The organism is Synechococcus sp. SynAce01, assembly GCF_001885215.1.
GTDB classification, from domain to species: Bacteria; Cyanobacteriota; Cyanobacteriia; order PCC-6307; family Cyanobiaceae; genus Regnicoccus; species Regnicoccus frigidus.
Window position 1 is genome coordinate 2,271,099 of the sequence record NZ_CP018091.1, and the last position, 12,515, is coordinate 2,283,613.

At 57.6% G+C, this 12,515-nt stretch carries 16 protein-coding genes; 5 read left to right on the forward strand and 11 right to left on the reverse strand.

The features are described 5' to 3' along the window. Positions 1–131 precede the first annotated feature (131 nt). On the forward strand, positions 132–1,085 hold the full coding sequence (locus BM449_RS11805; RefSeq protein ID WP_071799713.1) for an IS1595 family transposase: 954 nt from the start codon (positions 132–134) through the stop codon (positions 1,083–1,085). Here the strand turns inward: BM449_RS11805 and BM449_RS11810 are convergent. The 8 genes from BM449_RS11810 to BM449_RS11835 all read right to left on the reverse strand — a co-directional run bounded on the left by BM449_RS11810 (position 1,078) and on the right by BM449_RS11835 (position 8,096). After that, positions 1,078–1,602 (reverse strand): FkbM family methyltransferase, encoded by a 525-nt coding sequence (locus BM449_RS11810; protein ID WP_071801387.1) that lies wholly within the window; start codon positions 1,600–1,602, stop codon positions 1,078–1,080. The two genes, BM449_RS11805 and BM449_RS11810, sit on opposite strands and share 8 nt — an antisense overlap. Positions 1,603–1,877: 275 nt before the next feature. Further along, positions 1,878–2,909 (reverse strand): hypothetical protein, encoded by a 1,032-nt coding sequence (locus BM449_RS15075; RefSeq protein WP_145537055.1) that lies wholly within the window; start codon positions 2,907–2,909, stop codon positions 1,878–1,880. Positions 2,910–2,945: 36 nt separating this feature from the next. Further along, positions 2,946–3,698, reverse strand: a complete 753-nt coding sequence (locus BM449_RS11815) for a glycosyltransferase (RefSeq protein ID WP_071801388.1) — start codon at positions 3,696–3,698, stop codon at positions 2,946–2,948. A 138-nt stretch (positions 3,699–3,836) separates the two neighbouring features. Then, complete coding sequence (locus BM449_RS15080) at positions 3,837–4,304, reverse strand: hypothetical protein (protein WP_162922879.1); 468 nt, start codon at positions 4,302–4,304, stop codon at positions 3,837–3,839. A 645-nt stretch (positions 4,305–4,949) separates the two neighbouring features. Then, complete coding sequence (locus BM449_RS11820; RefSeq protein ID WP_233830708.1) at positions 4,950–6,860, reverse strand: ABC transporter ATP-binding protein; 1,911 nt, start codon at positions 6,858–6,860, stop codon at positions 4,950–4,952. A 40-nt stretch (positions 6,861–6,900) separates the two neighbouring features. Next, entirely contained in the window at positions 6,901–7,224 is a 324-nt protein-coding gene (locus BM449_RS11825; protein WP_205526824.1) for a PIN domain-containing protein, read from the reverse strand. Positions 7,225–7,494: 270 nt separating this feature from the next. Then, on the reverse strand, positions 7,495–7,887 hold the full coding sequence (locus BM449_RS11830) for a type II toxin-antitoxin system VapC family toxin (protein WP_071801389.1): 393 nt from the start codon (positions 7,885–7,887) through the stop codon (positions 7,495–7,497). Next, a complete protein-coding gene (locus BM449_RS11835; protein WP_233830710.1) occupies positions 7,887–8,096 on the reverse strand; it encodes a hypothetical protein in 210 nt (69 codons plus the stop codon). The genes BM449_RS11830 and BM449_RS11835 overlap by 1 nt, the downstream gene beginning before the upstream one ends. 217 nt (positions 8,097–8,313) lie before the next feature. On the opposite strand from BM449_RS11835, the gene BM449_RS15500 reads away from it, so the two are divergent. The 4 genes from BM449_RS15500 to BM449_RS11855 all read left to right on the forward strand — a co-directional run bounded on the left by BM449_RS15500 (position 8,314) and on the right by BM449_RS11855 (position 10,405). Next, positions 8,314–8,928, forward strand: a complete 615-nt coding sequence (locus BM449_RS15500) for an ISAs1 family transposase (RefSeq protein ID WP_071801391.1) — start codon at positions 8,314–8,316, stop codon at positions 8,926–8,928. Next, positions 8,919–9,458 carry an ISAs1 family transposase gene (locus tag BM449_RS15505; RefSeq protein ID WP_071801392.1) on the forward strand — a complete coding sequence of 180 codons (540 nt, stop codon included), beginning with the start codon at positions 8,919–8,921 and terminating at the stop codon, positions 9,456–9,458. The genes BM449_RS15500 and BM449_RS15505 overlap by 10 nt, the downstream gene beginning before the upstream one ends. Positions 9,459–9,845: 387 nt before the next feature. Next, positions 9,846–10,112: a hypothetical protein gene (locus BM449_RS14545; RefSeq protein WP_071801393.1), complete on the forward strand. Its 267-nt coding sequence runs from the start codon at positions 9,846–9,848 to the stop codon at positions 10,110–10,112. Positions 10,113–10,225: 113 nt separating this feature from the next. Continuing rightward, complete coding sequence (locus BM449_RS11855) at positions 10,226–10,405, forward strand: hypothetical protein (RefSeq protein WP_071801394.1); 180 nt, start codon at positions 10,226–10,228, stop codon at positions 10,403–10,405. Here BM449_RS11855 and BM449_RS11860 read toward each other — a convergent pair. From BM449_RS11860 to BM449_RS11880, 3 genes are all read right to left on the reverse strand, one after another. Beyond that, positions 10,380–10,784: a type II toxin-antitoxin system VapC family toxin gene (locus BM449_RS11860; protein ID WP_071801395.1), complete on the reverse strand. Its 405-nt coding sequence runs from the start codon at positions 10,782–10,784 to the stop codon at positions 10,380–10,382. The genes BM449_RS11855 and BM449_RS11860 overlap by 26 nt on opposite strands. Further along, positions 10,781–11,035, reverse strand: a complete 255-nt coding sequence (locus tag BM449_RS11865) for an AbrB/MazE/SpoVT family DNA-binding domain-containing protein (protein ID WP_071801396.1) — start codon at positions 11,033–11,035, stop codon at positions 10,781–10,783. Before BM449_RS11865 ends, BM449_RS11860 begins: the two co-directional genes overlap by 4 nt. Before the next feature lie 1,118 nt (positions 11,036–12,153). After that, entirely contained in the window at positions 12,154–12,513 is a 360-nt protein-coding gene (locus tag BM449_RS11880) for a type II toxin-antitoxin system VapC family toxin (protein ID WP_071801397.1), read from the reverse strand. Positions 12,514–12,515 lie beyond the last annotated feature (2 nt).

The following is a 12,515-nucleotide window of genomic DNA, read 5'->3' on the forward strand; positions in this document are numbered from 1 at the left end:
CCGTGTGACCTCAGCTCAGAAGAAATATCAATGTAGGTTACACCTCCATCATACAACTTGATTAGGCAGCAAGCTCCGCAGGCAGCCCTTTTGGGACCTAGGCTGGTACGCATATACCAGTCGTCACTGCCATGGCTATGAATCGGATCCAGTTCCAGGCCAGCCTGTCGCTGCCCCAGTTTATTGAGCTCTACGGAACCGAGCAAAAATGTGAAGTTGCCCTGGAACAGGCGCGCTGGCCTGATGGTTTCCGTTGCCCACGTTGTGAGGGCAAGGAGTACGGGCTCATCATTGGCAGGCGCCACAAGCGCTATCAGTGCCGGAGCTGTCGTCATCAAGCCACCCTCACGGCCGGTACCATCTTGGAGGCAACAAAGTTACCTCTGACCACCTGGTTCCTTGCCTTCTACCTCGTCGGCCAAGCCAAGACAGGAATCTCCTCACTAGCTCTGAGGCGTCATCTCGGTGTGAACTACCGAACGGCATGGTTGCTTCAGAACAAGATCATGCAGGCAATGAAAGAACGTGATGGCGCCTATGTCCTCAGAGGAAGGGTGCAGGTGGATGATGCCTACCTTGGCGGAGAACGCTGTGGTGGCAAGCCTGGTCGTGGATCGGAGAACAAGGTGCCGGTCGTGGCAGCCGTCTCTGTCGATGAGGCGGGCCACCCCCGGTATATAAAACTTGCCACCGTGCCCACGTTCTCTTTTGCCGCTATTGCTGATTGGGCCCAAGATTCACTGGCGATAGGCTGTGAAGTGATCTCCGATGGGCTGGCTTGCTTTCGCGCCGTTGCAGAAGTCGGTTGCTTCCATCATCCTGTGGTCGTAAAGGGTCGTCATCCCAATGAATTACCAGAATTCCGTTGGATTAACACGGTGCTCAGCAACTTGAAAACCAGCTTCAGCGGCAGCTTCCATGCCCTTCGCTTCGAAAAGTACGCTGATCGCTACTTGGGCGCCTTCAGCTACCGCTTCAATCGGCGGTTCAATCTGGCGGCAATGACCGAGCGTGTGGTTCATGCCATCTGCAGCTGTCAAGCACGGCCGGAACGACTCCTGAGGTGTGCGGAGTTTGCTACCTAATCGAGTCATACAAAGGCTCTGCTGCAGTTTCGATCATGGCGCCTTTTAGAGATCCGGAAGAGAGGAGCCCTTTAGCGCCCTGAAGAATTAAGAATTCAGCCCCCTGTGCATCGATAACCAGAAAGTCAATATCTGGCGGGATTCGGCCCTCAGCAATCAGGTCATCGACAGTAGAGGTAGTTAGGCTTATTCTTTTGGAGTAGTATATTGTTGGATACGCTTTTCCGTGACGCCCCAGCTCGAGCAATGAGGATGACAGGCCAGAATTGCTTGAAATGTTAAAGGATACTTGCTTGCCACCAGCACTGGATAGACAGGCAAGTATTGGGTGTTGAGAGAGATTTTGCTGGCAGTTCCTAACAAGGAGATCCAGAACTTCTGGAATAGCCTCAACATGCCAGGCTTCAATATCATTCTCGCTATAATACTTCGTTTCTGCCCCAGTATTTGCCCCAACATGCAACAGCTTCTTCGGCTTCTCAATGCCATAAGAGGAAATTCGCTGCAACAGCGGCAAGGCTGAAAGTGGGCGAATAGGAGGGCGAAGTAAATGCCAGTAGCTACGCAAGTAGTTTGCAAATTGAGATTCGCGCAGTGCTCTCAGTGAAGACATCGGCAGCTTGAAGAATGAAAATAATGACCAGCAGCCAGATTAATTAAATCAAGGCATTCGGACACGACAGGGCAGTTCCATGTTCCATGCACCATACCAGAAATACAGAATGAATGCTCTATGAACTTATTCAGCAGAACCAATACGCCATGCCCAAGTAAGAAGCTAAAAATACTCGACTAGATTGAAGAACGATTGGCTTGCTCTTTACTTGTGCTCTTAATTTGAAAGACAGTGCCACCACGACTAAAGATCTTTAGGGGCAGAAAGACTCCAACATTGCTTGTCGTCGTCACAATGGTTGGCCCGTGGGCGATCGATTCTGCCATCACAACAAGCTGCTGGCCAGAATATTCCCTGAGCACAGAGTGATCGCTGAGGTAGTGTATCCCAACACTTCCCTTCGTAACCGGGATATCCTCAATAAATCTACATCGGTCAAGATAGTGATTTCGCGCATAGTCGCGAACTTGCTGCTGGTCTGTTTGAATTAAGATGGCTTGGCCGGAGCCTGAATGTGAATCCACATATGAGAATACTTGCGAGGGAGAAACTGGCTCAATCTCAAGAAACTTGTCAGTGCCGCGATAATAGGCGGCTAATGGTTTGGTTTCCATAATGCTTGCCGATGCTTTGTAGCCTTGAGACAGTTCTGAAGAAAACAGGGATGGCTTGCAATAAATATCCAGAAATTCTACAATCCATTCATGCCCAAGTGCATGCAAGATGCCATTGTAGTCACTATGAGGAGAAATGTTTCTTGCTATTTCTTTTTCGCACGGGAGCTTTTCAAGGGCAAACATCTCAGCCCTATGAGCCTCGACTTCCTGGAAGAAAGCTGGCCAGTTGTTATGGAAGCTACAGTCTTTGTACATTTCCATGCACAACGTATTGTCAATACTTCTGATCGCAATCTGCTGCTGCTGGCACTCCAAGACTGTAATCAGTAGTTTTGATAGGGACACAAAGAAACCGCTACCAGTATATTGATCTGGATACAACCTTCCAGGCACTGGATAAAAGGTACCATTTCCTGTGTCAATAAATCCATATCTAACACGTTTGAGTGTATTTACGTTTTCCAAGATTCGGAGCAATGAGAATTGCGAGTTCCACAACTCAATAATCGTATTAAGCCGTTCGTCATGCGTCGAATGTCTCTCTAGATGCAGCCCGATGGATGCAAGTATTTGTTTCAGATAGGGGATCATAGAGATCTGGAAGATTTCCATATTGAGTATCGCTTGCTACAAGACATGATCTATCATGCGCACAAGAAAAGGATGGGAGGAGGCAAGGTTAGAAAGGGATCTTTTCGAGAGGATGAAATGATCAGATCTCATCTTTGCTATCTTCGAAGGCCGATTGAACCAGTTGGCTTCACGATGGCTGACACCCGCATAGTGAATCATATGACTGCGAAAACGGTGGCTGCTCTTGCCGGGCGCAAGTGTATGGTTAAATTGATAGCCAATATCGGCTAAAGCTAAGCTGTATTTCTGGGCAACATAATTCATGAACGTCTGATCACTCATATAACAATTATGTGAGTCGAATTTAGCCCAAACCTCTGCGGGGCGCATTTCCTTGCCAAAGTACTCTCCAGTTTTTCTCGAACAAACAAGAACTCCAGAATTGAATGACTCGTAGATTTCAGGATTTCTAGCTTCTCGCTGCCAGGCTATCTCGCCGAGAATGCACAGGATCGCTTCAACTGATGGGTTATGAAGATCACTGTAGCGGCTGGCGATGAATACACCGAGATGCTCCTCATCGACCACATCGAAAAGGCTCGGAGCAGCTGGCGCAATGAGTATATCCGCATCCAGAAAGATAATGCGCTCATAATAGGAAAACAGATTAAATATCTGGAACTTTTCATAATTGAGAATTCCTTGAAATTTATTGGCAAGACGTGGCGAAAGCCTAATGAAGTCTGATTTAATGTTTTCTGCATATTTCATCATGAGCGGAATCGAAAGCTTGGCAATCGGCTCCATCCTTGCTCCCGCTGCTAATGTTACAATAGCTGTTTTCATTACTTATTACTCAATTTCTCAGCAATAATTTAGAAGATAACATTGAAGATTGATGATGACAAGAAGCAGTGAATCCGGCTTTTCTTGACTCTAATCTCGTTACGGGACAAGAAATTGATATCGTTTGTCATTACAGTCGATAAGGTTGATTTCCGGTGCCTCTAAAGCATTGAAGAGACCCAGACTAGGTAGCAAGATAAGGTCATTGTTTTCCGATATCCAAGCTGCAAGCCATGCAAAAGTGCTGGTCGACAGAAGAACTCTTCGGGCAGCACGAATAATCTCGAAGTCGAGGCCTGCTCGATCTGAGAAAAAGAACTCTTCATCCGGGAATGCCAGACGAAGTGCTCTGGAGTATTCTGAATCCTCCAATTGTCCAATAAAGATTAGCGACGTGTTGAATTGACTTTTTGCATATCGAATCATCTCGATTGGCAGGGGTTGATGTAAGCTATTTTTAAGCGAAAGGATATCGCCTGCTCTGATATGTACGTACAGAGCATCGTGCGATCTATCCACAACAAACTTGGCAGCTACTGCCCTGCACTCAGCGTCGCCAGGAATCAAGAATTGTGCTTCGCAACGGGAAGGGAGATAGCCAATATTGCAAACCGTGCTATCTATATCAAGCAACAGATCCCCTCCTAGCGAGGCAGATCTTATGGGATAAAGATTTGGAGTATTTGTCGACAGGATATAGCGAGAGTAACAGTCTCCGACCCTTTTCCCATGCAGAATTGCGTCTTGCGACGGGCACAGCCTGGATGCAATTCCAAGCATGAGCCTGCGTGAAATTGTTCTTCCAAGCGATTCCGGCTTTGGCCATGGGTAGCTTGAATCTCTGTCAATATAATCATACTGTTCACTTAGCAGGCTTGGATTGTCTGGCTGCACTCCTAGCTCTGGTACACCAGAAAAGCCTATATCGCAAGATCCATGAATCAGTCTGGACAAATTCCGGGCAAACAACCATGCCAGGAGATGATTGCCAATCTTGAGGGGCCTGACCCTGATGACATGGTGGCGACGGTAGGTTAACTGACTTGATATTCTCACTGGACAAACGTGAGGATTCTCAGCTCATTCCTCTGAGTTTCGGAGATTTCTAAGGCTAGAAAACATTCACCCATTGATTCACTGGGGCCAAGCTTTACCAACCAAGATTCGAAGCCTTCCGCAAATAGGTCGTTCATATTCGAACATCTTGAGCAGTCATCCACTCACCGCCTGTTCCCTGCCGAGCTGCTGCCGCCAAAGCCCCGCATACGCTATGCCCTGCCCCAGCAGCTCGGCGTGGCTCCCCTGCTCCACGATCCGACCACGCTCCACCACCAGGATGGTGTCGGCGTTCACAATCGTGCTCAGCCGGTGGGCGATCACCAGCACCGTGCGCTGCCGCTCAAATTGCTCGATCGCCTGCTGCACCAGCCGCTCGCTCTGGCTGTCCAGGGCACTGGTGGCCTCATCGAGGATCAGCAGCTCCGGGTTGCGCAGGATTGCCCGCGCCAGGCTGATGCGCTGGCGCTGGCCGCCACTCAGCCTGTAGCCCCGCTCCCCCACCAGCGTGTCGAGGCCCTGCGGCAGTTCGGCGATGAAGCCCGCCGCCTGGGCCCGCGCCGCCGCGGCCTGCACATCTGCCCGCGTGGCCCAGCCGCAGCCGAAGGCGATGTTCTCCGCCAGCGAGGCATTGAACAGAAACGTGTCCTGGCTCACCACCCCCAGCCGCTGCTGCCAGCTGGGCAGGTGCAGCGTGGCCAGGTCCTGCTCGTCGATCAGGATCCGCCCGCCGGTGGGGGCGTAGAGCCCAGTGAGCAGATCAGCGATCGAGCTCTTGCCCGCCCCGCTCGTGCCCACCAGTGCCAGCGTGTGGCCCTTGGGCAAGGTAAAGCTCACCCCATCCAGGGCCGGCGGCGAATCCGGCTCGTAGCACAGGCTCACGTCCTCGAAGCGGATCCCGCGCTCCAGTGCCCGGAACGGCACGCCCCCCAGCCGCCGGAACTCCTTGCCCGCCGGGCTGAGGATCTCGTTGAGCCGCTCGATAGAGGCGCTGTTGTTGCTCAGGCGGGTGAACACCCCGGCAATCACCTCCATGCGCATATTCATGCGTTGGAGCGCCAGCACGAAGGTGGCCAGGCTCGGCAGCACCCCCGTCACCCGGCCGCCGAACGCCAGCAGGCTCAGGGCCGCGATCACGGCGATTGCCAGCACGGGCAGGACTCGCGCGATCGGACTGATCGCGGCGGTGAGCCGGGTCTGACGCCGCTGCAGGGCCTCCAGCTCGTGCATCTGGCCAAGCACCGTGCGGTCAGCCGCCTCCAGCTGCCCCAGGCTGTGCAGCAGCCGCAGTCCCTGGATGTCCTCAGTGATGCGACTGCCCAGCCGCACCTGGCTCACCGTCAACCGCTGCGAGCCATCGCGGATGCGCGGCAGCAGCTGCTTTTGCACCAGTGTGATCAGCAGCGCCATCCCCGCTGCCCCCACCAGCAGCCAGGGCGAGAGGGCCAGCAGCACCCCCAGGTAAGTGAACAGCAGCAGCCCGTTCACCAGCAGCTGCGACAGAGCGGTGATGGTGGTGTTGATCGCAACCGGGCCCTGGCCGGCGTAATTGAGCAGGTCGCCCACCCGGTAGCCGCTGGCGCAGGCGTAGCTCAGCGCCAGGATGCGCTGGTGGATCAGGGTTTTCACCGACACCATGCAGCGGGCGGCGAAGTAGCCCACGCTCACCTGGTTCAGGTAGGCCGACAGGCTCATCAGCGCCTGCAGCAGCACCGCTAGAGCCAGCAGGCCCAGAAACAGTGGCGTGCGCGGCGCCTGGGCGACCGCCTCCTGCAGCGGCCCCGGGAAGCCGATGCTGGGGTAACGGCCCAGGTTGAGCACTGCTCCGCCGGAGGGGGCCGAGAGCAGCTCCAGCGCCAGGAAGATCACCGCCAGGGTCGCCCCCTCGCTGAAGGCCTCCACCAGGCTGGAGCCCAGGTTCAGCGCCAGCAGCTTCCACTGTTGGCGGGCCGTGCTGCGCAGCAGCCGCGCCGCCGGCTGCTGGCTCGCGAACGGCAGCAGCAGCGGCCCGGCGATTCGGCGCGCCAGGCGGCGCAGCAGCGAGGAAGGGCTGGAATTACGGATCAAAATGAGGCTTGATTTCGAACGTTGGGCAGATTCAGGTTGCTCAATCGGGGAAGGGGTTGATCAACCCGATGCTGGTGTCGCTGAAGTGGCGTGTGTTGCGGGTGGCCAGCTGGGCGCCACGGGCCAGGGCAATCCCGGCAATCAAAGTGTCACGCAGATCGACGGAACGTCCCTTGGCTTTGCGTTCAGCGGCTAAAACTGCAGCTCTTTGGGCCGCAAGGCCATCGAGGGGTGCAATTCGATCCTGCACCAAGTGTTTCAGCAACTGATTCAGCCCTTGCTCCAGGGAGCGACGGCGCTGAACGCTTGGCAGTGTGGCCACTCCATAGCACAACTCAAACACCACCACACTCGGCACCCACACGTCTTGGCTGGACTGGTTATCCAACCAGCACACCTCCTGTATCAGCCTGGCTCTGCATCACAGCCGAAATCATATTGGTATCAATCAAGATCACGAGCCCCATGCCGCCGGTGCAGCCTCCTTCACCCATCCATCCAGATTCCGAACCAGCAACTGCGCCAACCAGCCATCCCAGATCTATTCGTTATCACGCTATTAGCGGTTTGGGCTTGCTGCTGAGAGTTTTTTCTGGGTTGCAGAGACGAAGCGGTATGTCCAGCCGAGCTCTGCTCAGGGCAGCACCTGAGCCGCGAGGCTCTGTAACCGCCGGTCAGCCGTCAGCAAGGTGGCCGCCTCCCGCCGGGCTAGCGCCAAATAGAGGCAGTCGTAGACCGGGTGATTCAGATGGCAAGCCAGAGCCAGGGCTTCCACCTGCAAATGGCGGTCTGGCTCAATCTGATCGACCAGATCGCGTGCATCAGCGGGAAGCAGCTGGGGATCGAGCCCGTTCAGGTTGCCGGCACGATGCAACTTCCAAAGTGTGTTGGCCACTTCGGAGAGCATCAGCTCTGGTGCCAGCACCAGAGCCGCCTGCTGCAAGGACTCAGCCCAAGCAGCAGCGCTGGGATCGCAAGTGATGACCCTCAGCGCCGCCGAAGCATCGAGCACAGCAGCGGATGCCATCAGCGTTCTCGATCGGCGCGGATTAGGGCCTCCGGCAGTTCTGACCACTGCAGGGGTGATCGCTGGCGCCAACGCTGTTCGATCCGCTCTAGGGCCTGCTGACGCCGCTGACGCGGGTCGCCACCGCTGAGTACCTCAAGGTCGGCGAGGGCCTGTTGGCTGAGGCTGCGCTTGTGTTCGCGTGCCCGACGCTGCAGCAGACGATGCAAGGGCTCCGGTAGGTCTCGGATCTGCAGAGATGGCATCAAGCCTGGGACAGCGCACTTAGATAATTTACTCAAACTGCAGGCGTTGCGCAGCTCACACCGTCAGTCGATCCATTGGCAGGGAAGGCTCAGGGCATCGGCCAGGGCTGACTGAAAGTCAGGCACAAGGGTCGTTGTGCGGCCAAGCTGGGCCTGGTTTTATCGGGACTGCTCTTGTCCATTGGCCCAGCTTGCTGCCAGTCCCGATCTGATCGCCTTCCTGCAGGCCTTGCCGGAGGGCCGTAAGCGCCGAGGGGTCCGTTACCCCCAGTGGTTGCTTCTGTTGATGGCGATCCTGGGCATCCTCAGCGGCTGCCGCAGCGCCAGGGATCTGGAGCGTTTTGCCAAGCGGCATCACCAGGCGTTCGGCGCGGCGCTGGATCTGGAGTTGCCCAAGGCACCTTGCGACTCCACCTTCCTCTACCTGTTCGAGCGCGTGGAGCTGGAGGAGCTCTTTGGGTTGCTCAGGGACTGGATGCTCGCTCAGATCGCAGATCAGGACAAGGATTTCGACCAGCTGATCTGTGACGGCAAGACCCTGCGAGGCTCAGCTGCTCAGCCTGATGGCGCTGATGGGGCGACTCGGTTTGTCACCCAGGTCACGCTCTACGCCCGGGAGCTGGGCGTGGCGATCGCCCAGACCTCCTTCGATACCGGTGAATCCCACGAGCGCGCGGCTCTGAAAGCCCTGCTGAGCACGCTGGAACTTGAGGGTGTGTTGATTCAGGCGGATGCGCTCCACACCTCGCCAGTGTTTTTCAACTCGCCGCCGAGCAGGGCGCCGACTTGCTCCTGACGGTCAAAAACAACCAGCGCCGGCTTTACCAACAGATCGTCTCCCAGTTCCGCGGCCACCGGCATTTCCCTGTTGAAGTCAGCGATGTCGAGGCCAGCCATGGCCGCCAGGTGCGCTGGCAGCTCAGAGCCCGCAATGCCACAGACACCATCCGTGAGCGCTGGGCGGGTGCCAGCTGGATCATCGAGCTGGTGGTGAGCAGTGGGTTGCGCGACGGCAAGCCGTTTCACCACGTCCACTTGTTCATCACCACCCTGCGCACCAGCCCAAAAGCAATGCTGCGACTGGTGCGGCAGCGCTGGGCAATCGAAAACCAGTGGCACTGGCCCCGCGACACCCAGCTCGGTGAGGACGCTCACCGCTACGCCCAGCGCAACGGTGTTCAGGTGCTGGCTCTGCTGCGGACCTTGGCTCTCAACTTGTTGCGCTGCAACGGTTTCCGATCGATCCGCGCTGGCCTGATGGCCGTGGCGCATGACATCAGCCGCATGCTCGGCTGGGTCGGCATCAGCCTGGCGGAGACGGGATGAATGGACTTTCAGTCGGCCCTGGGGCATCGGCTGCCCTGGCCAGGTTTCGATCAGCTGTGGCGATCAGGAGATTGTGCCGCTTCGCCAGGGCCAGATGCAGAGTATCATGGTGCCTTCCTGGTAAGACTGCTGTTCTTCGGGCACAAGCCGGGCCACAACCCGACCGCGCCGGGTTGATCTGGGATGCGCTTCAGCTTGCCCAGATCTCTTCAAGATCCAGCTGCAGGCCTGGAAACTCAGGGCCTGCTTCGAGATGCGTGGCCTGTTCCTTGCGCTGCGGGTCGCCGTTGGCCTGATAGGCGGCCATCTTGCGGCGCAAAGCGCTGACGCCACGGGGGCCATCATCGCTGGGGCTGGCAGGCGGGCGACATCACGATTCAGCGGGTGATGCACGACAACTACGGGCCGGTGATCTGGGATGCCAACGACGGCGGTGAGGAGTTGCGCCGCAGCATCCGCGAGCAGCTGGTTGCACGGGCCAAGGGAGCCGGCCCGGAAACCAGCAGCGCCTTCATCGCCTTCAGCCGTTCCGCCGTGATGCAGGCCCGTGGCGATCAGCTGGCGGTGGAGATCGATCGCAACGGCACCTCATGGGCCCTGGCCGCCGACCTGCTCGGCCTCTATGAGATTCCCTACGAATGGGACCCACGTTAGCGGCGCCTTCTGATCGGCAGCAGCGATGTGGCCTCCACCTACCGCGACGAAGTCTGCAGGACACCAGCGGCCAGCCGATGTTCGAGATGGCCCTGCTGGGCGGCTAGTCGCCCGTGATCCTGCGGGGTCTGGTGATCGAGAACCGGGCCTGGTGCCGGGTGCTGGAATTCGCCGAGGAATTCGGCATCACGGCCTTCTTTTCTCCCTTTGCCTTGGGCGAACGCCGCGGCGGCCGAGGGGGTTCGCCCCGCCCAGATCTCAGCCAGCTCAAGGCTCCTCAACGGCAGGTGTGAGGCCGAGGCCGGCAGCACAGCGGGCCAGGGAGCGATCAAAGCTGATCAGGGCACGGCAGCCCTCGCTGCGGGCCAGATGCAGGGAGTCGGCAAAGTCGAGCCCATGGCGATGCCACTCCAGGGCATTCAGCACCTGATCATCATGCTCGAGATGCACCTGCGGGATGGCCATCAGACCTTCAAAGGCACGGATGACCACCTCGGGCGACAAGCGATAGGCACCACGCAGCACCCATTCCAGCTCAAGCGTCACCGTGATCGGCACAAAGCAGGCGGAGCTGCCATCGATCAGATGCGCTGCCCGCTCGGCCTGCTCTGGATCATCGTTGGTGAGCAACCGCACCAGGACGTTGGTGTCGAGCGCCAGCGGCAGACTCATGGGTGCTCTGGGCGCTTGGCGAACAAGGCTGGATCCATCTGCTTCAGGGAAACGGTGGGTCCGTGGTAGCCCGCAGCGCCGATCAGGGCGCGGGCAGAGCCGGGTCGCCCTGCCCCCTGGGGTGTGAGGCGCAGACCATCCGGTTCCAAGCTGAGAGCCAGGCGATCGCCCGGCTTCAAGCCCAGTAGCTGACGCAGCCGGGCCGGAATCACCAGCTGCCCCTTCGAGGAGAGGGTGAGGATGGCGTCCATGGTTCAACTCCAGCACGTCTTACCAGAGTAAGACAGATCACTGCGCCCTCGCTGATCGCCTGCGGCAGGCTCGCGCCCAGGCTCACCCCAAGGAAGCGCCACTGCTGCCCACGGCGGCTGAGGCAGCCGTTGCAGAAGCGTGATGGTGAAGCGAAGAATCACGCGGGAGTCTGGATCTACAAGTGGGGTGGGAGTGATGGAGCGGTGTTACTCGCGACACAACCCCAGCAACTGTCTCAGCCGCGCCGGAATCACAAACTGACCCTTCGACAAGAGGAAGAGAATCGCATCCACTGGAAGGCCTCGCCGAGCTTCTTAGTGGCGCCGGGGCCTTGTAGTCGCGTTGTCCTCAAGACCGGCGGAAGCCCAGGCAGACACACTGGGGGAGTTGGGTCTTCTGCAGCCATGGCGGAAGCGGATGTGCGCTGGCTGCAACGCCTGGACAATGACTGCCGCGTCCTCTGAGTGAGCTGGAGGAGCAGGGGTTGATTCAGGCCTTTGAATTCCCCATGAACTGAGCTGGCAGCTGTTGAAAGATGTCCTGGTGGACCAGGATGTGAGTGGCATCAGCGGTTCGCGGGATGCGGTGCGGGAGGCCGTGGTGAGGGATCTGCTCAGACCAGGCAAAGCAGCATTGAGCGCATCCACAGAACTGATCGAGATCGCCATCCCTGGTCTTCCGGCGGATCCGACATTGACCTGTGCCTGGAGGCCCCGGCCCTGGGGCTGGGCGAGCTGCTGCTGCTCGGCGCCCAGCTGGATGATCTTCTGCTGCCCTGGCGGATCGATCTGCCAGGGCAGGGGTGCTGCTGTGGGAGCAGCCAAGGCAGCGAATCGCCAAAGGGAAGCTGCACTCCGAAGGCGACGTCACTTAATAACCCAGGACTGATTCAGGCCCTGCTCCAGGGAGTGACGGCGCTGACAGCTCGTCCGCCACACATCTTGGCTGAACTGATCAGCCAACCAGATGCACCATCTCGATCATCAGCTGCTCCACCACGCGTTTCGGCTCCTGGAGGCTCTGCTCAGGGCAGCACCTGAGACGCCTGCTGCAGGGCTCCGGTAGGTCTCGAATCTGCAGAGATGGCATAGAACGGGGGCTAGCGCAGCTCACGCCGTCAGTCGATCCATTGGCAGGGAAGGCTCAGGGCATCGGCTGCCCTGACCAGGTTTCGATCAGCTGTGGCGATCAGGAGATTGTGCCGCTTCGCCAGGGCCAGATGCAGAGCATCGCCGCTGCGTAGCGCGACGGCTCTGAACTCCTGAAGCCAATGACGAGCCTGAAAGAAATCGCCGCCACGGGGCTCGATCAGGCTCAGCCGTTGCTGACGAAACAGCTCTAACTCAAGCAGAACCCAGTGACTGACCCAAAGCGGTTGATCGCCCTGAAGCAGGAGCCACGTCTCAGCAGCGCCATAGCCGCCATCGCCGAGGAACAGCGACAACACCAAACAGCTATCCACATAGGTCGGTGTCATTT